General features: G+C 64.5%; 19 protein-coding genes. 4 read left to right on the plus strand and 15 right to left on the minus strand.

The genetic code is table 11. From position 1 onward, the window contains the following. Window positions 1–22: 22 nt before the first annotated feature. The 3 genes from Q7514_RS28605 to Q7514_RS28615 are packed head-to-tail and all read right to left on the minus strand — an operon-like array spanning window position 23 to window position 2,995. Window positions 23–988, minus strand: a complete 966-nt coding sequence (locus Q7514_RS28605) for a zinc-binding dehydrogenase (RefSeq protein ID WP_330136645.1) — start codon at window positions 986–988, stop codon at window positions 23–25. 1 nt (window position 989) lies between these two features. Beyond that, window positions 990–2,414 carry a DHA2 family efflux MFS transporter permease subunit gene (locus tag Q7514_RS28610; protein WP_330136646.1) on the minus strand — a complete coding sequence of 475 codons (1,425 nt, stop codon included), beginning with the start codon at window positions 2,412–2,414 and terminating at the stop codon, window positions 990–992. Further along, window positions 2,411–2,995, minus strand: a complete 585-nt coding sequence (locus tag Q7514_RS28615) for an NADPH-dependent FMN reductase (protein WP_330136647.1) — start codon at window positions 2,993–2,995, stop codon at window positions 2,411–2,413. Before Q7514_RS28615 ends, Q7514_RS28610 begins: the two co-directional genes overlap by 4 nt. Window positions 2,996–3,086: 91 nt before the next feature. On the opposite strand from Q7514_RS28615, the gene Q7514_RS28620 reads away from it, so the two are divergent. Further along, the gene (locus tag Q7514_RS28620) at window positions 3,087–3,662 is read left to right on the plus strand and encodes a TetR/AcrR family transcriptional regulator (RefSeq protein WP_330136648.1); all 576 of its coding nucleotides are present in this window, start codon (window positions 3,087–3,089) and stop codon (window positions 3,660–3,662) included. Between the two features lie 55 nt (window positions 3,663–3,717). Here Q7514_RS28620 and Q7514_RS28625 read toward each other — a convergent pair whose 3' ends face one another. The 7 genes from Q7514_RS28625 to Q7514_RS28655 all read right to left on the minus strand — a co-directional run bounded on the left by Q7514_RS28625 (window position 3,718) and on the right by Q7514_RS28655 (window position 12,523). After that, entirely contained in the window at window positions 3,718–5,289 is a 1,572-nt protein-coding gene (locus Q7514_RS28625; protein WP_330136649.1) for an ABC transporter substrate-binding protein, read from the minus strand. A 143-nt stretch (window positions 5,290–5,432) separates the two neighbouring features. Next, the gene (locus Q7514_RS28630; protein WP_330136650.1) at window positions 5,433–6,269 is read right to left on the minus strand and encodes a mycofactocin-coupled SDR family oxidoreductase; all 837 of its coding nucleotides are present in this window, start codon (window positions 6,267–6,269) and stop codon (window positions 5,433–5,435) included. A 104-nt stretch (window positions 6,270–6,373) separates the two neighbouring features. Continuing rightward, complete coding sequence (locus Q7514_RS28635; protein WP_330136651.1) at window positions 6,374–6,844, minus strand: (2Fe-2S)-binding protein; 471 nt, start codon at window positions 6,842–6,844, stop codon at window positions 6,374–6,376. Continuing rightward, window positions 6,837–7,712 carry an FAD binding domain-containing protein gene (locus Q7514_RS28640; protein ID WP_330136652.1) on the minus strand — a complete coding sequence of 292 codons (876 nt, stop codon included), beginning with the start codon at window positions 7,710–7,712 and terminating at the stop codon, window positions 6,837–6,839. Before Q7514_RS28640 ends, Q7514_RS28635 begins: the two co-directional genes overlap by 8 nt. Continuing rightward, a complete protein-coding gene (locus Q7514_RS28645) occupies window positions 7,709–10,048 on the minus strand; it encodes a xanthine dehydrogenase family protein molybdopterin-binding subunit (protein WP_330136653.1) in 2,340 nt (779 codons plus the stop codon). The genes Q7514_RS28640 and Q7514_RS28645 overlap by 4 nt, the downstream gene beginning before the upstream one ends. Window positions 10,049–10,547: 499 nt before the next feature. Next, the gene (locus tag Q7514_RS28650) at window positions 10,548–11,831 is read right to left on the minus strand and encodes a cytochrome P450 (RefSeq protein ID WP_330136654.1); all 1,284 of its coding nucleotides are present in this window, start codon (window positions 11,829–11,831) and stop codon (window positions 10,548–10,550) included. Then, complete coding sequence (locus Q7514_RS28655; protein WP_330136655.1) at window positions 11,828–12,523, minus strand: TetR/AcrR family transcriptional regulator; 696 nt, start codon at window positions 12,521–12,523, stop codon at window positions 11,828–11,830. Before Q7514_RS28655 ends, Q7514_RS28650 begins: the two co-directional genes overlap by 4 nt. A gap of 165 nt (window positions 12,524–12,688) precedes the next feature. Here Q7514_RS28655 and Q7514_RS28660 point away from each other — a divergent pair, with 165 nt between their 5' ends. Further along, complete coding sequence (locus tag Q7514_RS28660; protein ID WP_330136656.1) at window positions 12,689–12,886, plus strand: ferredoxin; 198 nt, start codon at window positions 12,689–12,691, stop codon at window positions 12,884–12,886. A 188-nt stretch (window positions 12,887–13,074) separates the two neighbouring features. Here Q7514_RS28660 and Q7514_RS28665 read toward each other — a convergent pair whose 3' ends face one another. After that, a complete protein-coding gene (locus tag Q7514_RS28665) occupies window positions 13,075–13,389 on the minus strand; it encodes a hypothetical protein (protein ID WP_330136657.1) in 315 nt (104 codons plus the stop codon). Between the two features lie 178 nt (window positions 13,390–13,567). Here Q7514_RS28665 and Q7514_RS28670 point away from each other — a divergent pair, with 178 nt between their 5' ends. Together Q7514_RS28670 and Q7514_RS28675 are read left to right on the plus strand one after the other, a co-directional pair. Continuing rightward, window positions 13,568–15,391, plus strand: a complete 1,824-nt coding sequence (locus Q7514_RS28670) for a TerD family protein (RefSeq protein ID WP_330136658.1) — start codon at window positions 13,568–13,570, stop codon at window positions 15,389–15,391. Window positions 15,392–15,622: 231 nt separating this feature from the next. Then, complete coding sequence (locus tag Q7514_RS28675; RefSeq protein WP_330136659.1) at window positions 15,623–18,352, plus strand: GAP1-N2 domain-containing protein; 2,730 nt, start codon at window positions 15,623–15,625, stop codon at window positions 18,350–18,352. A gap of 8 nt (window positions 18,353–18,360) precedes the next feature. Here the strand turns inward: Q7514_RS28675 and Q7514_RS28680 are convergent, their stop codons facing one another. The 4 genes from Q7514_RS28680 to Q7514_RS28695 are packed head-to-tail and all read right to left on the minus strand — an operon-like array spanning window position 18,361 to window position 23,470. Beyond that, window positions 18,361–20,010, minus strand: a complete 1,650-nt coding sequence (locus Q7514_RS28680) for an ABC transporter ATP-binding protein (protein WP_330136660.1) — start codon at window positions 20,008–20,010, stop codon at window positions 18,361–18,363. Window positions 20,011–20,044: 34 nt separating this feature from the next. Further along, window positions 20,045–20,908 carry an ABC transporter permease gene (locus tag Q7514_RS28685; protein WP_408016207.1) on the minus strand — a complete coding sequence of 288 codons (864 nt, stop codon included), beginning with the start codon at window positions 20,906–20,908 and terminating at the stop codon, window positions 20,045–20,047. After that, a complete protein-coding gene (locus Q7514_RS28690) occupies window positions 20,905–21,864 on the minus strand; it encodes an ABC transporter permease (protein ID WP_330136661.1) in 960 nt (319 codons plus the stop codon). The genes Q7514_RS28685 and Q7514_RS28690 overlap by 4 nt, the downstream gene beginning before the upstream one ends. Before the next feature lie 13 nt (window positions 21,865–21,877). Beyond that, the gene (locus Q7514_RS28695; RefSeq protein WP_330136662.1) at window positions 21,878–23,470 is read right to left on the minus strand and encodes an ABC transporter substrate-binding protein; all 1,593 of its coding nucleotides are present in this window, start codon (window positions 23,468–23,470) and stop codon (window positions 21,878–21,880) included. Window positions 23,471–23,502 lie beyond the last annotated feature (32 nt).

Below are 23,502 nucleotides of genomic sequence, written 5' to 3' on the forward strand. Positions count from 1 at the left end.
GGGCACCGCGTGTAGGTGGAGGTCAGACGGTGAGGATCACCTTCCCGCGCGCTGTCCGGCCCTCCACCGCCGCGTGCGCTGCTGCGGCCTCCGACAAAGGGAAGCGTGTGATCAGCGGTCGGAACTCCCCGCCCGCAGCACGCGCCAAGGAGGTCGAGCGCAATGCATCCCACCCGCCCGGCGGAACCATGCGTGGCCCCAGCGCCCAGGTTGCTGTGAGCTGCCGGGAGATCAGGTCGGTGGTTGCGATCTCGGTGGGTGAGCCGGATGCCCACCCGTAGAGGATGATCCGGCCAGCAGGGGCGAGAAGTTCGAGAGCCTGTCGCCCGATTCGGCCGCCGACGCCGTCCATCACGACACTCACCCGGGGTGCAGAGACAAGGCGCTCCGGCCAGTCGGGATCGCTGTAGTCCACCGCGATATCGGCACCGTTGTCGTGCACTTGTGCGGTCTTCGTCGCACCACCGGCGGCCCCCACGACGAAAATGCCCTCACGATGCAAGCTCTGGACGAGCAGCGTGCCGATGCCACCGGCGGCAGAGAGGACGAGGACGGCATCGTCGACCGTCGGTTGTGTGGCGTGCAGTAGACCCAGCGTGGTTGCACCGGTGCCGACCATCGCGACGGCGACGTCGGCGGACAGGTCGTCGGGGATGGGGTAGAGGTTTTCCACGCGAGCGACGGCGAGTTCGGCGTAGCCGCCGTGGCCGTCGAGGTGCGCAGCGACCCTCCGACCGATCCATGTGGGCTCGACGCCGTCGCCGACCGCATCGACTGTACCGGCGACCTCCCCGCCCGGAACGAGCGGAAGTGCCGGTGGCAGATGCGGTCCCACTGTCTCGCCACGCCGGATCTTCGTCTCGATGGTGTGTACTCCGGCTGCTTCGACCGCGACACGGACTTCGCCGGGCCCTGGAACAGGGTCCGCAAGGTACTCGTGGATCAGGTTGTCGGGAACGCCGAAGGCGTGCAGTCGTATTGCGTGCATGTCATACCTCGATGCGTCGGCGTGGAAGAAACAGTGCGGGGAGAAGCGCAGCGGCCAATATTACGGCCACCCACAGGTAGGTGGAACGGAAAGCATCCGCCAGGAGAGTAAGGGAAGACTCGGGGAGTAGGAAGGCCTGCTCGAGATCCTGCACCTCGGGCAGGCGCTCGGTGACGGACCGCGCGAGCCCGGCCGAGAACACGGCAGTACCCAACGCGACCGCGACCTGCTGAATGATCATCAGCCCGGTGCTGGCGGAGGGCACCTCGTCGTGGGTGAGGCCGCGGGTTCCCGCGGCAGTAGCAGGCATGAGCGTCATACCGATGCCGACGCCCATCACCGACATAGCGGCCATGAGCTGCCAATACGGGGTATCGGCAGAGACGAGGACGGCGAAGAGCAGAACCCCGGTGGGGGCAATGATCGTGCCCAGCGCGACGACTCGGCCGGGTGGAACCCGATCGACCAGGCGCGTGGCCACCTGCATCGTGAGGCCGGTCGCCACAACCTGCGGAACACTCAGCAGTCCGGTGGTGTGTGCGTCCTCCCCGCGAACCATCTGATAGTAGAGCGGCAGCAGGACCATGGACCCGAAGTACGCCGCTGCCGCGAACGTGAGGGTGAGAGCCGACGCGGCGAGTCTGCGGCGACGAAACAATCGGAGTTCGATGAGCGGCTCGTCGGTCGTAAGCGACCGGACGACGAATCCGGCCCCGAGCAGGCCGCCGAGTGCGGCGAACATGATTCCTCCGCCGGTGAGTCCGAAGACCAACACTGCGAGTCCGCATGACAGCAACGCGAGCCCGATCCAGTCGAGGCTGCGTCGAGTGCGGTTCGGGTCGGTGGGGAGAAGGCGGGCGGCGAGGAGCACGCCGACGAGACCGACGGGGACGTTGATCAGGAAGATCCAACGCCACGATGCCGCGTCGATGAGGAGGCCGCCCAGTACCGGGCCGATCAGTGGCCCGATGAGAGGTGGGATGCCGAGCATGCTCATGAGCCGGCCGTTTTCGCCTTCGCCCGCTGCGCGGAGCACGATGGTCATGCCGACCGGCATCAGCATGCCGCCACCGAGTCCCTGCACTACACGAAAGACCACCAGCGACCACACATCCCATGCGCACGCGCACAGGACCGAGCCGAGCACGAACAAGATGATTGCGGTGAGGTAGAGCCGCTTGGTGCCGAAGCGTCCGACCGCCCAGGCGGTGATCGGGATGATGGTGACCAGCCCGAGGACGTATCCGGTGGTCACCCACTGGATGTCGGTCATCGTGGCGTGGAACTCGCGGGCAAGGGTGCCGATCGCGATGTGGACGATCGTGGTGTCGAGCACCACCATCAGCATGTTGAGTACGACGACCAGCGTCACGGTCATCGGCCGAACCGCCGCGCGTTGCCCGGCCCGGCCGATGACGGCGGTCATGCGGGCACTCGCAGCGATTTCAGTGCTTCCGACCAGGCGGAGACCTCGTCGATCAGGTCGGTCAGCGCCGGTTCCTGGTGTTGCCCAGGTGTCAATGCTCCGGATTCCAGTGGGTCGGTGATGTCGAAGTCGTGGTGCAGCGACAGCACTACCTGGGTGCGTACGGTCGCGACCTTGACCTCGGCCAGTACGAGCCGAAGGTGTTCGGCTGCCCGCACTCCTCCGGCTTGGACTCCGTACGTGACGAATCCCGCTGCCTTGTCGGCCCATTCGTCGAACAGGAAGTCGATGGCGTCCTTCAATGCACCGGGGAAGGAGTGGTTGTATTCCGGTGCGACGAAGACGAATCCGTCGTACGCCCCTATCGTCGCGGCCCACCGTCGTGTGTGCTCCTTCTCGTACGTGCCGAAGATCGCGGGCGCGGACTCGTCGAGGTGCGGCAGGTCGTAGTCGCGCAGGTCTATGACGTCGTAGGTGTCGTCCGGTCGGTGTTGCTGGGCGACCCCGTGGACCCACTGCGCCACTGTTGCGGCGCGACGTCCGGGGCGGGTGCTGCCGACGATGATTGCTATCCGTGTCATGCGGTGTCTCCTCGGTCGTTGGGTGCACAGGTAAAGTACAACTAGTAATGTAAAAAGTGCAATATCTGTTGTACTTACTAAGGTGTGGATCATGGCGCTACGTGCTGACAAGCGAGAATCGATTCTGACCGGGGCGCTCGAGGTGTTCGCCCGCGACGGATACACGCGGGCAGGCATCGACGTGATCGCCAAAGAAGCGGGCGTCTCGACGCGGACGATCTACAACCATTTCGGCGACAAGGCGACGCTCTTCCAGGCCGTCATCACCGCGAGCTCCGATCGCGTCGCGGCCGGGCACATGTCCGCGATCGACAACTACCTGCGTAAGGTCACCGACCTCGAGGACGACCTCACCGACCTGGGCGTTGCCCTGGTGTGGGACGAGGAGTACGTCACCCACTTCGCTCTCGTCCGTCAGATACAAGCCGACATCGACCACATTCCGCCCGCTGCCATCGACGCATGGAGGGACGCCGGGCCGCTACGCGTGCGCCGGCACCTCGCCGATCGTCTCGAGAACCTGGACGGGCTGAATCTCGACGATCCGATGCTCGCCGCATTCCATCTGATGGCATTGATCGGCCGGGACACCTCGGGCGGGGGGCGTTCGACCGAAGAGCATGTGCGCGCGGGGGTGCGGGTCTTCCTGCACGGTTATTGCGATTGATCCAGCACAAAGTGTGGATCTGAGCCTGGATTCCGGGCCCAGATCCACAATGTTGTCAGGCGATCCACAGCTCCTCTGGCAGAGGCGAGCCGAGCGTGTACAACTCGACGCCATGGACGTCGTTGCTGTACATGACCGAGGGAATTGCACGGACGTACCAGATGCCCGGGACCACCTCGATCAAGCGTTCCTGCACGGTGTCGTAGGCGGCCTTGCGGTCATCGAACGCCTCACTGATGCGTCCGGTATCGAGAGCTGCGTCGAGTTCGGGATCGTTGGTGCCTGTGAAGTTGCCCGTCGATTGGGAATGCAGCGCGGTCCACAGCGCGAAATCGGGGTCCTGGACGATTGTGGCGGTGATGATCATGTCGAAGTCGCCGGTAGTGAGCCGCGTGGTGGCCGTCGCGGCGTCGAGCATGTCGACACCCACCTCGACGTTGTCGTACGCACTCAGCTGCGCTTGCACACCTTCGGCGAGAATCCTGGAATCAGTGGTGGGGAAGGAAGCGAAGGAGAAGCGGACAGGCGTGCCTTCTGCGGCCAGTTCGTCGAACAGTCGTTGGGCTTCGTCGGGGTCCGATTCCTGGAAGGCGACGTCGCTGAAGAAGGGTGACTGTTCGGGAAAGAAGGTCTCGGGGACTTCACCTTCGCCGTTGTACACGACGGTGTTGAGAGCATCGAGATCCAAAGCCAATCTCACGGCACGGCGGGCGCGCACATCGTCGAACGGGGCACGACGCTCGTTCATTCCGATCATCTGGCCGCCGCCGGTGGGGACGACCTCTGTCTGCAGCCCGGCCTCACGAGCCTTGTTGATGTTGGCCATGGTCGACTCCAGAGACAGGTCTGCGGCGCCGGTGATCATCGCGTTGATGCGTTGGTTGGTGTCGTGAACGCCTTTGATCGTGAGGTGGTCCAAGTAGGGCTTGGGTGCGTCCCAGTAGCCGGGGTTCTTCTCCAGCTCGATAGCGCTTTGGCGGGTCCAGTCGACCAGTGTGAACGGTCCCGCGCCGACCGGATTCTCGTCGAACGCTTCCCGCCCCTGCTGTAGAGCGGTGGGTGACGCGATCCAATTGAGCGCCCCGGCAACGAGCGATTCCGCGAAATGCGGGTTCCGTGCCACCATCGTGACCTTCAGATTCGTGGCATCGACAACCTCGGTGTCGGCAACCTGGACTGCTTGCCTGGTCGAGGTCGAACCGAGACTGGGATCGCGCAGGCGATCCCAATTGAACTTGACGGCTGCGGCGTCGAGCGGGGTGCCGTCGGTGAACATCAGGTCGGGCCGGAGCGCCAGGTTGTACGTGATTCCGCCGTCGGAGGTCGAGAAGTCGGTGGCCATCTTGTACTCGATCTCGAACGTGTCGGTGTCGTTGATCATCAACGTTCCGTACAGCGCATTGCCCAATGCTGCGTGAAACGCGAAGACATTGGACATCGACGCCGGGTCCATGGACGGGGGCTCCGCAGGTTGCATGATCGTCATCGATCCACCTGCCACGGGACTGCCCTCCTCCCGTCCGGGTTCGCTGTCTGCGGTGTTGGCTCCGCAGGCAGCAACAAACAGGACCAGTGCACTGCTGCACAGTGCTGAGACGAACTTCGGATACGGTGAGATTCGGCGCATGATCGACCTCTCGGACTTGACGCACAAATGAGTCATGTGGGTGAAGCTGACGGCGGAACATTCTCGATCACTTTCGACCGACCACGCGCGACGGGGCGTGATTCGGGCTGTCGCGCTCGGAGGTACCCCTGCTCTACAAGTTCCTATCTGAGCAACGATCCAGCGTCGATCGGTAGGGCGACGCCGGTGATGAAGCGAGCATCGTCGGACGCGAGAAACAGTGCCGCCGCGCTGATGTCCTCTGGCTCGACCCACGGTGTCGGCAGCACCTGTCCCATCTGAGCCACTTCGGCGAAGTCCTCCTTCGTCGGGTTCGGCAGGTCTGGTAGGAAGAGTCGGTAGGTGTCGTCATTGAGGAGCATCGGTGTGCCCACATTGGTGGGGCACAACGTGTTGACACGAATACGCTTGTCGCCCAGTTCCAACGCCAATGTGCGCATCAGGCCGATGACGCCGTGCTTTGCCGCGATGTAATGACCGATATGCCGCGCGCCACGCAAGCCGCCGACGGAACTGGTCAAGATGATCGATCCCCCGCGGCCGCCGGCCACGATATGGGGAGTCGCTACCTTCGTCGTGGTCCATACCCCTGTCAGGTTGACGTCGATCATGTCGCGCCATGCCTTTTGGGTCATCTCGTCGAGGTTCGCACCTTCACTGGCCAATCCGGCGTTGGCCACAACGATATCGAGGCGTCCGAACTTTTCGACGCCCTCCCTCACAACTTCTGTCATGACGTCTTCGTCGCGCACGTCCGCTTCGACTGCATGGATGCGCCGGCCCAACGCTTCGACCTGGGTGGCTGTTTCGGCGAGATCATCGGGCGTCGACATGGCAATCTTGACGCCGTCGAGTTGCTTGCAGACGTCGACCGCGATGATGTCTGCGCCTTCTCCGGCCATACGGACGGCGTGGCTTCGTCCTTGACCGCGGCCCGCGCCGGTGATGAAGGCTACTTTTCCTTCGAGCTTTCCTGACATCGTGTGCTCATTTCTGTTCACGAGCGACTCCGCTGAGTCGTTGGTTGCGGCCGGATAGACGTATCCGGTGGATCGAAATCTGGACCGGGGAGAAGACCTGTGGTTCAGGTGGTGGTCGACGCAGCACGGATGGCGGCGACGATCCCGTGGTAGCCGGTGCAGCGGCAGATGCTTCCGGAAATTCCGTCGCGGATCTCTTCGTCCGTCGGATCGGGATTCTCCCGTAACAGTGCTGTGGCAGTGACGATGAAACCCGGTGTGCAAAATCCACATTGGAGACCGTGGTGTTGGCGGAACGCTTCCTGGATGGGTGCGAGCGTGCCGTCGGGTGATGCGATTCCCTCGACGGTGGTGATGCAGCTACCGTCGGCCTGGACTGCGAAGAGAAGGCACGCCCGCACGGCCTCACCCTCCATCAAGACCGTGCACGCGCCACAGACTCCGTGCTCGCACCCCACATGCGTACCGGTCAATCCGCAGTTGACCCGCAGGAAGTCGGCCAGCGTCAACCGGGGTGGGACGGCTGAGCGTCTCTCTGTGCCGTTGACCTCGATCGTAATGTCGACGTCAGTCATCTGTTGCCTCCTCGAGAGCGCTCTTCAATGCGCGTGCCACCATCGTTGCGCCGACCCGTACGCGGTACGCAGCGGAACCGTGCAGGTCGGCCGGAACCGACTCCAGGCCGGATACCGCGGCGTGGGCGACGTCGCGCACCTGCAGTTCGTCGATCGAGCATCCGACGAGGGAACGTTCCGCCGAGGTCGCCCGGATCGGCATCGACCCCAGACCGAAGAGTCCTATGCTGCAGCTCTCGACTCGCAAATCGTTGTCGACCTTGACGGCCACGCACGCGCCGGCCATGGCGAAGTCGCCCTTGCGGCGGGAAAACTCGGCTATCGAGAACCCGCTTCGCCCCTCCCGGATCGGGAAGGTGACCTTTGTGAGAATTTCGTCGTCCCGCAGAGCTGTGGTCCACATCCCGATGAAGAACTCGGCGGCCGGTAGGGTTCGTCGGCCGGCGGATGAGAGTGTCTCGATCTCGGCATCGAGAGTGAGTGCCACCGCGGGGTACTCCGCAGCGGCATCGGCGTGAGCAACCGAACCACCGAGTGTGCCGCGATTGCGGATCGGGAAGTGACCGATGAGCGGTGTGGCTCGGGACAGCAGTGGCACCGACGTGCGGATGAGAGCAGATCTTCCGACTGTTGCCTGGTTCGTGATGGCACCGATCGCGACGGATCCCGAATCATGGTTGATACCGGTGAGGTCGGTGAGTCGTCCGATATCGATCAGGTGCTCGAACACGGCCAGTCGAAAATTGAGCATCGGCATCAAGCTCTGACCGCCGGCGATGACTTTCGCGTCGTCTCCGAACTCTGCCAGGAGTTCAGCAGCTTCCTCGGGTGTTGTGGGCCGATGGTATTCGAACGCGGAGGGCTTCACTCGTCCACCGCCTCGGCACGAGTGGCGTCGAGCATCGCGATGATCGTGGAGGGGCTCAACGGCAGGTGGTCGACTTCGACCCCGAACGGCGCCAGTGCATCGACGACAGCATTGACCACGGCAGGAGCCGAGCCGATCGCTCCACCTTCGCCCACACCCTTGTGGCCGCCGGGGCCTGGGCCGGGGGTTTCGATGTGCCCCAACTCGATGACCGGGACTTCATTGGCAGTGGGGAGTAGATAGTCCATGAAGGTCGTCGTGATCGGGTTCCCGGTGTCGTCGTAGGCGAGATGCTCGTACAGGGCGCCACCTATGCCTTGGACCGTGCCGCCGTAGATCTGTCCTTCGACCACGTTCGGATTGATCATGGGGCCACAGTCATCACTGACTATGTAGCGCAACAGTGTTACCTCGCCTGTTTCGATGTCTACTTCGCATGTGCACACGTGGCTCGCGTTGGCCCAGATCAGCGGACTCTTTGCTCGGTATCGTTCGCTGACCTCCAGACCGGAGGGAACCTCCGGTGGGAGAGTCAGGGTTTGGAAGTAGGCGATGTCGGCGATGTCGGCCAAGCTCAGTTCCCGGTTCGGGACACCTCGAACAGTGGCTCGACCCTGCCGGAATTCGACGTCGTCGGTGTCGACTTCGAACGCGTGCGCAGCGATAGCCAGAATCCGCTCACGTAGGACCCCGGCAGCCTGAGCCACCGCGCCGGCGGTCATCGAACCCGACCGGCTGCCGCCGGTACCTGCGCCGAAGGGAGTGATCGCGGTGTCGCCCTGAATCGTGTTGACATCCCCGATTTCGACACCGAGCGCGTCGGCGGTCAACTGGACCACCGTGGTCTCCAGGCTGTTACCGCATGATCCACCGGAAACGTAGACGTTGACCTTGCCCGACGGCTCGATCCGAATGGTGGCACCCTCCGTGGCGTGGAACGCGGTAGCGCCAGTGGTGGGCTCGAGGTATGTGCAGGTGCCCACTCCGATGTACCGACCGCTCTGGCGCGCGAGGTGCTGTTCGTGGCGGAATGCCGGATAGTCGAGGATATCGAGCGCCTGCTCGAATGTTTCACGCGGTGTTGCGTCGGAGTAGGGCATACCGTTGGGGTTCGATACCGGCAGTTCGTCGACTCGCAGCAGATTGCGCCTGCGCAGTTCGATCGGATCGATGTCGAGGCGCCGTGCCGCCGTGTCGAGCGCCACCTCACGGGCCATCGATTCGAATTGCCAGGGTCCGCGATAGGCTCCTCGTCCAACTGTGTTGGAGTACAACAACTTCGTTCTGAAGGTGGCGGCAGGAACCCGGTACGGTCCCGGGAACAACATGCCGACTACTCCGCCTGCTGTCATGGGAGGTGTGATCGGGTAGGCGCCCACGTTCTGCACGTGTTCGAGGTCGGCGGCAAGGATGATGCCGTCTGCATCGAACGCGAAACGTCCGGTCCCATGCTCCTGACGCGCCATTCCTGCAGACATCAGATGCTCTTGCCGGTCTTCGATCCACTTGAGTGCGACCCCGGCCTTCCTTGCGGCCAGCATGACGCAGATTTCCTCGCGCTGCGGTACTACTTTCTGCCCGAATCCGCCGCCTGTGTCCCGCACGACCACTCGCACGTGGTGCTCGTCGATTCCGAGGACGCGCGCGCATACCAAACGAACCTCGTGGGGTGCCTGGGTGGACGTCCAGAGCGTCATGTCGCCCGCTGCCGCCGACCACTCTGCGACCACTCCCCGGGTTTCCATCGGCATCGGCATGTGGGCCTGCTGGTGCACAGTCTGCTCGACGACATGCGCAGCACTGTCGAAGAGGGGCTCCAACTCCGATAGTGGTCTACCGGAGAGCTCACCCGCCAGATTGTGAGGAGCATAAGAATGCACGAGTTCTCGGCTATCATAGGAGGTTTCGTAATCGATCACCGGAGTCAACGGCTCGTAGTCGATGAGGACACGCTCGGCTGCATCTTCCGCCACGTAGCGATCGGTGGCGATGACGAGGGCGACCGGATCACCGACGAACCGGACCTCGTTCTCCGCGAGTGGTACACGGATCAGACGATCGGCGACACGCTCTGCGGTGTACCTGAACTCGTGTACGCCGGAATTCAGTTCCGAAGCAAGATATATCGCGGTGACGCCATCGATAGCGAGGGCCTCCGACGTGTCGACGTCGAGAATCCGCGCGCGAGCGTAGGGGCTGCGTACGAAACACGCATGTTGCATGCCCGGTCGGGTGATATCGTCGACGAATACGCCTGTGCCGGTGAGTAAACGAGCATCCTCGATACGCGGAACGCGGGTGCCGACGGAAAGGCCCGTCTCCTCGATGGTTCTCATCGGACAGCTCGCTCGTGTGTGGCTCCCGGCGCAGGCTTCTCGGGACGTCGAACGTTGAGGGCGAACACCTGGCTCCTTCCAGTGCGTGAATATTGCGAACCCGGGTTGCGGTACCGCGTAGGTGCGGCGTCGCATTCGGGGCGGTGAACTGCTGGGCGTGAGAGCGTTCCGAACATCCATGGGGAATCTGCGAGCGCACTTCGACGTAATCGTCTGGTGCTGTGTGGAACTCGCGATGTTCCTGCATCAACAAGACTTGGTGGTCAAGTTATCGGTTGGAAGGTGGGGTGTCAATCATTGATCGGTCGAAGACGCTTGTCTGCCGTAGTGCTGATAGGCGTTGACTGCGGCCATTGCGGTTCGAACGCAGCGGGGCACGCACCGGATGTCCGCTCGGCGGATGTGAAGTGCCGATCGGATCACCTGGTGCGTGCCGGGAGTAGCTGTCGCGGCGCCGAATCTATCGTGGGGGATCAGTTCGGAGAGACAGTGGTGCGTTTCAGTCCCACGCCACGGGCAGCGAATGAACGCCGAAGACCACCATGTCGGTCCGGAGGGGAATCTCGGCGGCCGGGGCGGCGAGTCGGAGACCCGGCAGGCGTGTGAACAGTTCGACAAGCCCCACGCGTAGCTCTACGCGCGCGAGCTGCTGGCCCAGGCACTGGTGGATGCCGTAGCCGAAGGCCATGTGTCCGGTATCGCGTGGACGGGTGACATCCAACTGGCCGGGCTCCGGCCAGCGCTCTTCATCCCGGTTGGCGGTCGGCAACGAAATCACGACAGTGTCGCCGGCCGGAATCTCGACCCCGCCGAGGGTGATGTCTTCCAACGCGATGCGAGTCGGGCCGGTATGCGACACCGAGAGGTACCGCAGCAGCTCCTCGATGGCTGCGTCGATGAGTGTCGGATCGTTCCGGAGCGCAGCAAGCTGCTCCGGGTGCTCGAGTAGTGCAAAGACGCTCAGTGCAAGCATGTTCGCTGTGGTCTCGTGGCCCGCACCGAGAAGCGTCACGCCGATGTCGATCAACTCGGCGTCGGTCAACGGTGGATCGGCGGCCAGTTCACCGCTGATCAAGCCCGAGAGCATGTCGTCACCGGGCGCGGTGCGTTTCGCGATGACCAGATTGCGCATGAACTCCCACAGCGCAATCCCGGCGTCGCGCTGCTGTTCCGGAGTGTTGTTGATGTTGAGTGTGATCGCGCTCCGTTCCTGGAACTCTGCCCGGTCTTCGTATGGCACGCCGAGGAGCTCGCAGATCACCAGCGACGGTAGGGCCAACGCGAAATCTGTCACGAGATCGGCGGTGGTGCCGGCGCCCTGCATGGCGGTGATGAGTTCGTCGGTGATCTCGTGCACTCGCTGATCCAGGGCACGCATGCGACGCACGGTGAACTGGCTGGTGAGCACTTTCCGTAGCCGGGAGTGTTCCGGGGGATCCATGAAGATGAACATGCCGTCGGTGCGCTGCAGGTCCGGCTGGGCGGGACAGCTGCCGGTCGTCACCTGTTCGGAGGTCAGGGACATGGCGTTGGTATTGCGCACGACGTCGGAGCTGAGGCGGATGTCCGAAATGGCGTTGCGAACTTCTTGATAGCCGGTGACCAGCCAGACGTGTGCGCCATTGAGCAGCGGCACCTTTGCGACCGGGCCCTGTTCCTCCAGTAGTCGGAACCGTGCGGCGGGTGGATCGAAGGGGCATCCGGTTCTCTCGGACATTTCGGGGGGCAGTGGTCGTCGGCCGGTCAACGATCCGATCGGGGCGGTTGTCTCGGTAGCTTTCACGGGCTGTTCCCTTCGTTGGCTGTGGGTTCGGAGTGGTCGTTTCGGGGGTGGCGGGGGGCGGTGAGCATCCCCGTGACGGCGTCGATCAGCGCCTCGCCGACCATGGGCCAGTCGGCAGGTACACCTGTGCGCGCGGCGAGCCGTTCCTCTGCGGCGCAGGTGTGCAGGACGACCATCCGTATTGCCCGCCTCCGTAGGGCTTCCTCGGCCGGCGGGAGTTCCGGCACGCCGGACCATGTGTCGTACCGGGGGACTTGCACCAGCGCGCCGGTCAGAATTTCGTCACGGAGGACGGGATCGACGTCCACTTGAGCGATGAAGCGTGCCTGCCAGCTAGGATTCCCGAGTTCGGCCAGGTGTTCGATATGCGGCCGGATGAAGCTCGCTACGTGGTCGCGGGGGTCGTCGGAGTCGCGCACCTGTTCGCTCAATTGGCGGGTGCGGGCGGCGATCGGTTCGCCATGTTTTCGGATGATTGCGCGCACCAGGTCCACGCGGTTGCCGATGTGGTATTTCAGCGCAGAATTGTTACCTATTCCAGCTGCTTCGACGATGTGCCGCATCGAAACCTGGGCCATTCCTTGTTCGGCAAACAGCTGTTCTGCAGTGGTGAGTAGTAGTTGTCGGGTGGCCTCGCCCTGTTCCTTTCGTGAAACAGGTTGAGGGGAGGAGACGGGCGAGTTCTTGGACATGGTCGTCATTCTGTCTCCCACGACGCTCCTCGCCGTCCGCCGCCTCCGGAAATATCTCAGACACGTATCTGAGATGTGTTGTACCGTACTCGACAGGCGCATGTCTGCCAATGGTTTTCGTCGATAAAGGTGCGAGGCATGCGAACGACGACAAGGAGATCTGCCGTGAAGGTGAGCGTTGATACTCAGAAGTGCATCGGCTCCGGGATGTGCGTACTGCACGCGCCGGAAGTGTTCGACCAGCGTGACGATGACGGTGTGGTGATGCTGGCGACCGAGAGTCCCGCACCGGAACTGGACAGCTCGGTCAGGGAGTCGGCCGCCGCCTGTCCCGCTTCCGCGATCCATCTCGTCGAATCGTGAATCGTGTCAACGCTGGCGACGGTGCTCGGTCCAGTCCCGAGAGTATCTACTGACCAGCATGATTCCCGTTACAACCGCTGTGCCCGGCTTCGAAGCACAACCGCGGATGAAACGGACGCGAACAACGTGTCGACCGCGAGCGGCTGCCTTTCCGGCGCGCGGCTGTGCTGTGGAATGCGGCGGCGTGGCTAGAGCTTGGCGAGGTCGATGGGCGGGAACTCGCCGTAGACCCCGCGATCGCTGCCCCCGAGGTACCAGTCGTGCTGCGTCAGGGCGCGTGCCCGCAAACCCGATCGCCGAGCACGTTCCATCTCTGCTGCGTTCCGCCGGGTCTCGAGCGCGCGCTCCGTCGCTCCGCGGAGCTTGGGAGCTGCCGCCGCGATCATCGCGACAGCGAGCACGACCCCGAAGATGATGCCGAGGACGACCAGGATGGTCTGCCAGTGCTCGATGATCAATCCGAGGACGACGAGGGCTGCAAAGAGCCCCAACCAGTTCTTCACGTTTGTCCCGTCACCCGAATTCCGATTAGCAGAAGTCCCTGGTTATCGGCCGTGCTGGCAGTGGTGTTACACAAGTCGATTCGGCCCCGGCCTGCCTTGGAACCTGTCGGGGGCGTCCGGTAAGAATGTCGGTCATGTCGGTTTTCCATCCCGACGCGGAAGGCATCAGGAGGTCGATGTGATCGATACGCGCGCACATGCCAACGGGCCTGCGACGCTGCCCCGCGGTCACCGCTGGGTGGTGGTCGACGTCGAGACCTCCGGGTTGCGCCCGAACGCGCACCGTGTGCTCAGCGTCGCCGCTCTGGTGCTGCGCGAGGACGGGTCTGTCGAACGCGAGTTCTCCACCCTCGTGAACGCCGACTGCGACCCCGGGCCCGTGCACATCCACAACCTGACGCGCGAGCGGCTCGCCGGTGCACCCCGCTTCACGGACATCGCAGGCGAGCTCGCCGACATCCTCGACGGCGGCACTCTCGTCGCACACAACGCGTCGTTCGACTACGGATTCCTCGACGCCGAGTTCCGGCGGTCCGGCCGGTCCATCCCGGCTGATCAGCGGCTCTGCACCTTGGCGTTGTCGCGGCGCCTGGAGCTCGACGTCCCCAATTTCAAGCTGGCGACCCTCGCCCAGCACTGGCAGGTCCAGCAGCTGCAAGCACACGACGCTTACGACGACGCGCGCGTGCTCTCGGAGGTGTTCGTGCGCAGCGCCACCCTGGCCGAGAATCTGCAGCTGCCCTTGCCCGTGGTGAACTGTCGCGGCCGGAAGTCGGTGTACCCGGATTCGGTGCAGCGAGTGCCGTGCCAGTGGAAGAATCCGGGCCGTCTCACCGAGGCGGGGCTCGTGCAGGGCATGAAGGTGGTGATCAGTGGGGCCACCACCACACCGCGGTTGACGTTGGCCGGACGCATGACGGAAGCCGGGCTCGACGTGCTCGACAGTGCGAGTCGCCAGACCAGCGTTGTCGTGTGCAACGACCTCGACATACAGACAGCCAAGGTGCGCAAGGCCATGGCCGAGGGCACCCCCATCATCACCGAACAGCAACTCGAAGCGCTGCTGGAGCGGGTGGCGCCGGGGGAGCCCAAGGTGGCGACGGTGATCGACATCGTTCCGCAGCAGGAAACCCCGGTGACGACGGCAACGCCCGCGCCGGAGCCGCCGAACTGGGCGCTCCAGGGAAAGAAGCCGAAGTTGTGGTCGGGGCGTCGTGTCCTCCTGCTGGGTGGCACCCACCTCGAGGCGGTCTTGATGCGGTCACGCATCGCGCAGCTCGGGGCCCGACCGTCCCTCAACTTCACGGCCGCCGTCACCGACGCCCTGCTCCTGGACGGCGCCGACGCCGACAAGCGGCTGTCACGGGTCCACGATCGTCAGCTGCCGGTGCTCACGCCGGACGACGTGAATGCCGCGATCGAGACGGGTGTCGTCCCTCCACACATGCGCACCGAATCCCGCCTGACGGCGCCGGTGCTCTCACACGGCGAAGTGATCGATCTTCCGGCGAAGACCACGCAGTGGTCGGTCAACATTGCGTGGAAGGCCGAAGCTGTCGGAAACGAGTTCGACGTCGATATCGTCGCGTTCTTACTCGACAGTAATGAAAGAGTCGACACCGACGACGATTTCGTCTTCTACAACAATCCCACCTACGACGACGGCGCCGTCGAACTGACGATGGACGGCAGCAGCGAGCAGTCCGTACGCATCGACCTCGCATCGATTCCGGATGAGTGCGAGCGCATCGCGCTTGCGGCGGCGATCGACGGAGACCGCACGTTCGGCGACCTCGGCGCGGTCTCCATCAGCATCGACAGCGAGGCCGGCACCGCCGCCACCGCCGTCCTCGACGCGGGCACAACCGAGCGCACGATGGTGCTCACCGAGATCTACCGACGGTCCGGGAAGTGGCGGTTGCGGGCGGTGGGGCAGGGATACGACGACGACCTCGCGGCCCTCGCAGTGCGATACGGGGTGAATGTCGAAGACAATGACTGATCGGTCTCGCTGTAGTGGGCAAGCCTGCTGGCCTAGTATCAGTGGTCATGGATCCCACCGAAACCGCATCTGAGCAGGTCTCGATCGGGCGCTGCTACACGCACGCACTCTTTGCCTCTCCGATGGTGTCCCGGCATCGGTGCAGGTCATGGTGTCACCGTCCATCGTGATCCACAACCTGCTTGTGGTCGTCACTCGGTACGACTCGGATCGACGGGGCGGCCGAGCGACGTGACCACCGGTGCCGACCGCTCGAGGTTCGGGCAGCTCACCTACACCTCCTTCGACCGCCCCGGCCACGCCGGCGGCGGTGGTTGGCAGATCAAGCAGACCACCGGCGACCTCGACGCGGACGAAGAGGAAACACTGCTCGCGGGCGTGGTGACTCGGTTCGAGCCGGTCCAGCCGATTCCTCGACTCCTGATCGGCGAGGAAGTGGAGAATCGGCCCCGTCGACTGATGTATGTACAGGGTGCCGAAAACACAGGCCTGTATTGGCACACCGTACCGGCCGGTGCGGAACCCTCCGGCCGGAACGGAAACGTGTTCGCTCACGCACTTCTCGACCGGCGTACCGATGCAGAAGGCAGCCCGCGGCCAATCGAACGATGGCGCTCGGCCGAGTGGCTCACACCGTACGGGCCCAGCGACGTCGCTTCAGCGATCCTCTCGTCTCCGGAACCCAGACCGAGTGATGTCGCCTCACGCGCCGCCGCCGTGGACTTTCTTCTCGATCCGACCACCTCGCGGATCGGGATCTTCGGCGTCCTGCTCGACGCGGTTGCTCAGGCATTCCGCGGTGGGTCACCCGTGGTCCTCGGCTGCACGGATTCGGACAGCGCGGCCGGATGGATCGCCGCGGTCTCGCACTTCATGTCTCCGGGAACGAGCCGACGCTTCGGATGGTCGACCTTCGACAGGTTGCACACCGTCGACGACACTGTCGCGCGTGGCGCCCATCTCGTCGCGGTGCCGCTCGAGGATCTTCCGGGCGACACCCCGGGATGCGTCGTGTTCGGTGAGAACGAATCGCCGTCACTCGGCGTGCTCGATGGGGAACCACATTGCGTCGACAACGGCGACATGGTGCCGGTAACCCCGTGGTCGCGGCTGGCGCAGATCGTCCTCGTCGACGAATCGGTTGCCGCCCGCACCTTGGCCCATCAGGACGAGATCGCCAGGAAAGTGGGCGACGACGACCTGTCGCCGATGTGGCCGCTGGCGATGGCGGTGGTGGCCGACAGCGACCTACACGACTCGTTGGACGACGCGACCACGGTCCTGCTGGAACAGAGCCCCCACACGGCGATGGAGTCGGAGTTCGCGTCGCTGATCGTCGATGTGGTGGACCGCAGTTTCGGGGACACCACGGCGCAGGCGGCAAGAGTATTCGGCGCATGGCACGCCGACGACCGGCCGGCCCCGGTGGTGCGCACCCTCGCCGGACGGGTCTTCGCATTCCGCGCGTTCCAGGATCACGCGTGGTTCCGGACCGCAGATCCAGCGCAGCGCGCACTGCTCGAACACTGCGATCGGACTCCCGAACTCGTGGCAGAGGCCGACCGCATTCTCGGTGCTTTGCGAAGCAGTCTGTATTCCGCCCATGAGATCGACGACGTGGCGGTCTCGGCACTCCAGGTGCTCGATGCGATCATCCGGGCCGATCTCATGAGCGATTTCGGCCGTGAGCTGGTCCTCGAGATCCTCGAACTCGTGGTGGTGCCGGTGCTGTGCGACGACACCCGAGGTCCGCAGCTCGTCGCAGAGGTCGGCCCGGTGGGGCGAGCGACGTGCATGGACTATCTGCAACCCGCAGTGATCGGCCACCTCGACTTCATGGGCAGACCGCTCGGCTCTCGACTCGAACCGTCCGTGCTGGCGTTCATCGCGAGCAATGTGGCCGGTGTGCCCACCTTCGGTGACTTCGCAGCGGATCCGTCGTTGGTGAACACCACACAGAGCGTCATCATCGCCGAAGGTGTCTTCGCCCTCGCCGAGCAGGGGGAGGGGGCACGGGTGCGAAGTGAACTGGCAGTGGTCGCCCTGTGGCGCGCATTCTACGAGCTCAGCGAAGGCTCGGGTGTGATCCCGGGCCTGGACGAGGTCGTCGCAGCGCAACAATGGACGGCGCCCGAGTGGCGTCGGATGGTCCAGAGATATCCGAGTGTGGTGGCCCCGCGCTTTCTTCAGGACGCCGTGGTCTGTGAATCGTGGAGCGCGGACGTCGAATTGCTTGCCCGGCACATCCTGCACCTGCTGGACCACACGGGTTCCGCTCCGTGGCAGGAAGATCCACATCATGACGCACTTGCCGGCGCATGGGCCTTGATCCGGCTGAGGAACAGCTGGGACGGGATATCCGAACAGGAGCTGGACCGCGACCTCGGTCGGTACGGTCTGCCGACGATCACCGACTATGCCCGGCACTACGAAGCCGATCTGCCGGATGACGTGCTCGCCGGGTTGGCGGTATGCATCATCGCTGCAAAGGCCCGTTCCGCAGTGCTTCCCACGCTGCCGCCGAGGCATATTGCTGCACTTGCTGATGCAATCGAACTCAACGCCCGGTTCGTCGTCGACTCGATCGTCGAGCTCGCACAGGCCGGAGCGCTGGACGAGAACTGGCTGATCGCATATGCCGTGTTGAGCTCGCCCGGCTCTCCAGACGTGGTGCTGGTATCCGAAACTGTTGGTGTTCTAGCGCATTTCGTCGTCAGGGACGACTCCGATCAGCGCGGGATTCTCGACGAGGTTGCCGCAGAGATCCTCCCGGAGCCGTGGAATCTCGGTCCGCGAGACCTTCGCGGGGTTCAGTCGGCGGTGAGCGCCGAACTCATGGAGTTCCGCGACCGCACCGTCGACCTGGCCCGCGAAGCGTATGCCACGTTCGTCGTGGGGTGGTACGAGCAAAGGGTGGCCGCAGCGGAGCAGGCGATTTCCCGACTGCGTGGCCCGTTCTGATTGCGGGATCATCCGACCGCAGACAGCACTGCTTCGTCGCCACGCCGACGCTCGCGTTGCAGAACCGGGTCGGGCAACGGCACCGCGTCCAGCAATCCGCGCGTGTACGCATCCCGCGGGTTGCCGAACACCGCCGCCGTCGAACCGATCTCCACCAGTTCGCCGCGCCGCAGCACCGCGACCCGTTCGGCGACCTGGTTCACCACAGCCAGGTCGTGGCTGACGAAGAGGCACGCGAAGCGGTATTCCTCGCGCAGGTCCGCGAACAGATCCAACACCTCTGCCTGCACCGACACGTCGAGAGCGCTGGTCGGCTCGTCCGCGACCAGCAGTCGGGGTGCCAGCGCGAGAGCTCGCGCCAGCGCGACACGTTGCCTCTGACCGCCCGACAGTTCACCGGGCCGACGGTCCGCGAAATCGCGGGGCAACCGCACCGACTCGAGCAGGTTTCCGACCTTCGCTCGCAAGACCACCCCGGACGCGCTCCGGTGCACCACCAGCGGTTCGCCGATCGAGTCGCCGATGCTGCGCCGTGGATCGAGGGATGCAGCCGGGTCCTGATGCACGAGCGCCATTCCGCGGCGCAATGCCCGAAGCTCCCGCACCGACACCGTCGAGAGGTCTGCACCGTCGAAGACGACGGAGCCGGCGGTTGCCTTGATCACCCCCAACGCAGCACGTCCGAGTGTGGTCTTCCCGGAACCGGATTCACCGACTATGCCGAGCACCTCACCCGCCGAGACATCGACACTCACACCGCGCAGCGCGGTGAACGCCTTGTTGCCCAACCTGGCCGGGTACACGATGTCGAGATCATGGATCTGCAGGACCGCAGGTTCGGACGCCTCGCGCGCATCACCGGCATCGTGCGAGGACGTGTGCAGTCGCGGGACGGACGCGAGCAACTGCACCGTATACTTCTCGCGCGGCGAATCGAACAGCTCGTGCACATCGCGATCTTCGACGAGGCTGCCCGCACGCATCACCGCGACACGGTCGGCGATATCGGCGACCACGCCCATGTTGTGGGTGATGAGCAGGATCGCGGTACCGCGCTCGTCGCGGAGGTTCCGGAGCAGGGCGAGGATTTCGGCCTGGACGGTCACGTCGAGTGCGGTGGTGGGCTCGTCGGCGATCAGCAGATCGGGATTTCCCGACAGCGCGAGCGCGATGACGACACGCTGCTTCTGCCCGCCCGACAGCTGGTGCGGATACCAGTCGACGCGCAGTTCGGGGTCGGGGATCTCGACGAGCCGCAGCAACTCGATCGCTCGGGCACGAGCATCCGCACGCGACACCCGGCCGTGCGCCCGCAGCGCCTGCGCGATCTGCCAGCCGACCTTCTGCACCGGATTCAGCGCGGTCTGCGGTTCCTGGAACACCATCGCAGCGCGTGTGCCGCGGAGCCGGGCAAGTTGACCCTCGGGTGCCGCGACGATCTGGTCACCACCGAGCAGGATAGACCCACTGGTCTCGGCGCCGTCGGGGAGCAATCCGAGTACTGCCTTCGCGGTCATCGACTTGCCCGACCCCGACTCTCCGACGAGCGCGACGATTTCCCCGGCGTCGACGGCGAGGTCGAGACCGGACACCACCGGTGATGCGTCGGCGCCGAATCGGATGGTGAGGTCTGCGATGTCGAGGATGGTCTCGTCCATCGTTCTGTACTCCTGTCGGTGGGAAGCGGAGAGGTCAGGTCCGGCGGGCGGAACCGAGCGCCTGGGCGATGAGGAGGAACCCGAGGACCAGGGCCGCGATGACGGCGAGCGGGCCGATCGCGAACGCCGCATTGATGTCGAGGTTGGGTACGGCGTCGGCGACGATGGACCCCAGTGACGGCTCGGGCGGGCGCACACCGATTCCGATGAAACTCATGGCGGATTCGACGAACACCGCGACCGACATCGAGAGCGCGAGCTGAACGGCCAGCGGCTCCATGGCGTTCGGCAGTACGTGGGTGCGGAGGGTGAACCAGCGCGACGCACCGATCACCTCGGAGGCTTCGACGAACGGCAACTCCCTGATCCGGAGCACCTGCGTTCGGACGTTTCGGCCGAACACCGGGATCTCCGCGACGACGATCACGATCCCGACCGTGAGCGCCCCCGGCCCGACGATCGCCGCCAACGCGATCGCGAGGATCAGCGCAGGGAACGCGAGCACCACGTCGAACATGCGCTGCGCGACGACGTCCAGAGCGGAGTGCATCGTGGAAACCAGGCCCAGCAGTGATCCCAGGACCGCACCGATCGGCACCGCGATGAAGGTGATCTGCAGGTTGATCCGAATCCCGTGCAGCACGCGGGAGAACACGTCGCGGTTGACCGTGTCGGTGCCGAACCAGTGTTCGGCGCTCGGTCCGAGCAGGTTGGCTCCGCTGATCTGCTGGTTCGGGTCGAACGGCGCGAGCCACGGTGCCAACAGTCCGGCTACCCCGACCACGACGACGAGCAGCACCCCGGCCAGACCCTGGCCGCGGGTCAACGCCTTGACCACCGGCCGTCGGCGGCTCCGCAGTTCCGGCTCGACCGCCGGATCGATCGACGACACACTCACGACGCTCCTCCGATCCGGACCCGCGGATCCAGGTAGGCGTGCACAATGTCGGTGACGAGCTGGACGATCACGAATACCGTCACCGCGATCAGCAGCAGCACCTGCACCACCGGGTAATCCCGTCGGCTGATGCCCTGCTCGATCAGCTGTCCGATGCCGGGCCACGCGAAGATCGCCTCGACGAGCACGGCACCGCCGAGCAGCTGCCCGGTCTGCAGCCCCAGGATGGTCAGCATCGTCGGCAGCGCGTTGCGCAGGGCGCTGCGGGTGACGAGATTCCACTGTGACACCCCGAGCGCGCGGGCCGTGAGAATGTACTGCTGCTTCATCTCGGTGCGCAGCGCCTCGGTCAGGAACCGGGTGAGCGCGGCGGCGACGGGTAGCGCCAGGCAGATCGTCGGCAGCGCGAGGTACTGGATCGAGATATCCGGTCGGGCAATGAATCCGGACGGTGGGAGCCCACCGGATGGCAGCAACGGCAGGACCACCGCGAACACCAACACCAGCACTACACCGGTGACGAACGTGGGTAGTGCGACGGCGAGGGTGTTGAATCCGGCAACCAGAGCGGTGAGCCACCGGGCCGGCCACACCACGACCGCGACGGACAGCGCGAGACTCACAACCAGCGCGAGCAGCAGAGCCGAGGTGGCCAGCACGACAGTGTTGACGAGTGCGGCTCCCACGAGATCGGCGATCTGACCGCCGAGGATATACGAGCTGCCGAGGTCGAATGTCACTACATCGCCGACCCACGCCACGTACTGGGCCGGGACGGAACGATCGAGTCCGAGCGAATGACGGATCGCCTCGATCGCCTCCGGGGTGGCGTCCGGACCGGCCAGGGTGGACGCAGGGTCGCCCGGCACGAGTCGGAGGACGAAGAAGATGAGCACCGAGGCCAACACGAGAACCGCGACCGCGGAGGGCACCCGATGCACGAGATAGCGCACCATGACGGATCCTTTCTCAGGTCAGGTAGGTGTCGGTCAGCTTCAGCTCGGATCGCTTCGTCCACGAAAGGTCGTGTGCCGAAGCGGACGCAGCCAGCTGGTTGAACACGACGCCGATCTCGATCAGGAAGAGGTTGTCGAGCAACTCGTCGCTGACCACCGTGTACGCGTCTATTGCCTCGGCGCTGGTGCCATCGGCGACGTTCCACGCGGCGTCCGCGGCCGCCACGTACGCGGGACTCTCGAAGTGGGATGCGTTCTTTCGCGCGTTGAACGGGTAGGCGCTCACGGTCAGCGTCGACGGGGTGTACTGCGCCCACGAGTGGAAGGTGGTCCAGAGTCCGGGGAACTGCGCTCCGATCAGGTTCTGGACGAAGGTGGCGCTCTCCTGCGGATCGAGGGTGGTTTCGATACCGATCTCGGCGAGGTTCGCCTGCACGACCTGCGCCGTGGCTTCGTAGAACGGATTGCCCGCCTGGTAGGTCAACGGGAGGTTGGGTACAGGAGTGCCGGTGTCCGCCAGGATCTGCCGCGCCTTCTCCACGTCGCGGCTGTACGTCGCGTTGCGCGCCTCGTCGTACGCGGGCGAACCCTTGGGCCACGGCAGGTTGATCGGATACCCCGACCCGCGGAAGACCTCGTCGATGATGCGTTCCCGGTCGAGTGCATAGGCGATCGCCTGCCTCACCCGCACGTCGGCGAGTGCCGGGTGTGTGACGTTGGTGCCGACGTATATCTGCACCTCCGCGCCCTCCATGGCGAGAGACTGGTAACCGGCGGTGTTGCCCAGGGTCTCGGCGTCGCGGTAGTTCAGCCCTTGCACGAGCTGGACCTGCCCCGATCTGAGCGAGCTGAGCAGTGCTTGCGCGTCGTCGATGATCGACATCTCGACGCGGTCGAGATAGGGGCGTTCCGGGATCCAGTAGGTCTCGTTGCGTTCGAACGTCAGAGACGTGTTCGGGGTGCGCTCGGTCAGCCGGAACGGGCCGGTACCGACGAATTGTTCACCGGCGAGGAGCTGGTCGATGGTGTCACTGTCGAGGATCGGGATGGTGTCGAGCAGGTCGAAGATGTTGCCGAGTTCGTGCTCGAACTTCAGGACGAGGCGGTGCGGGTCGGACGTGTCGTATTCGGTGATCGCGGCAGCGGTGCCGCGCAGCTGTGCTGTCCACTTGGCGTCCGCGTAGGTCCGGAGTGAGAACTCCGCGTCTTTCGAGGTGAACGGCCGGCCGGAGTGGAATGTGACGTCGTCGCGCAGATCCAGGCTCAGTGACAAGCCGTCGTCGGCGAGTTCCCACGCCGTCGCCAGGTGCGGTTGCGCCTCGACCTTGTCGAGCGGATAGGTGATGAGGCTGTCGTAGACGAGTCCGATCACAGCGGTGGCGCCGGCGGTGTTCGTGAGAATCGTTGCGGGAATGACATCCTGGGTGATCCCGACCTTCAGAGTGCCACCGCGTACCGGCGTGGAAGAGCCGGTTGCGGCGGCCTGTTGTTCTCCGACTGCGGAGGAGCACGCTGCGAGCAGGCCGGTTCCGAACACCGCTGCGGCGGTGACGCCGGCACCGCGGAAGAAGGTTCGCCGATCGAAGCGGAGGGTTGAACTTGTCACTGGGGGATCGTCTTTCGACTCGAGGGGAGGGA

Source organism: Rhodococcus artemisiae, assembly GCF_036327795.1.
Lineage (GTDB): Bacteria > Actinomycetota > Actinomycetes > Mycobacteriales > Mycobacteriaceae > Rhodococcus > Rhodococcus artemisiae.

What these genes read in the sequence shown, in the direction of transcription:
- Q7514_RS28605 (WP_330136645.1), bottom strand. Translation starts at nt 988, where the DNA reads ATGCACGCAATACGACTGCACGCCTTCGGCGTTCCCGACAACCTGATC.
- Q7514_RS28610 (WP_330136646.1), bottom strand. Translation starts at nt 2,414, where the DNA reads ATGACCGCCGTCATCGGCCGGGCCGGGCAACGCGCGGCGGTTCGGCCG.
- Q7514_RS28615 (WP_330136647.1), bottom strand. Translation starts at nt 2,995, where the DNA reads ATGACACGGATAGCAATCATCGTCGGCAGCACCCGCCCCGGACGTCGC.
- Q7514_RS28620 (WP_330136648.1), top strand. Translation starts at nt 3,087, where the DNA reads ATGGCGCTACGTGCTGACAAGCGAGAATCGATTCTGACCGGGGCGCTC.
- Q7514_RS28625 (WP_330136649.1), bottom strand. Translation starts at nt 5,289, where the DNA reads ATGCGCCGAATCTCACCGTATCCGAAGTTCGTCTCAGCACTGTGCAGC.
- Q7514_RS28630 (WP_330136650.1), bottom strand. Translation starts at nt 6,269, where the DNA reads ATGTCAGGAAAGCTCGAAGGAAAAGTAGCCTTCATCACCGGCGCGGGC.
- Q7514_RS28635 (WP_330136651.1), bottom strand. Translation starts at nt 6,844, where the DNA reads ATGACTGACGTCGACATTACGATCGAGGTCAACGGCACAGAGAGACGC.
- Q7514_RS28645 (WP_330136653.1), bottom strand. Translation starts at nt 10,048, where the DNA reads ATGAGAACCATCGAGGAGACGGGCCTTTCCGTCGGCACCCGCGTTCCG.
- Q7514_RS28655 (WP_330136655.1), bottom strand. Translation starts at nt 12,523, where the DNA reads ATGTCCAAGAACTCGCCCGTCTCCTCCCCTCAACCTGTTTCACGAAAG.
- Q7514_RS28680 (WP_330136660.1), bottom strand. Translation starts at nt 20,010, where the DNA reads ATGGACGAGACCATCCTCGACATCGCAGACCTCACCATCCGATTCGGC.
- Q7514_RS28690 (WP_330136661.1), bottom strand. Translation starts at nt 21,864, where the DNA reads ATGGTGCGCTATCTCGTGCATCGGGTGCCCTCCGCGGTCGCGGTTCTC.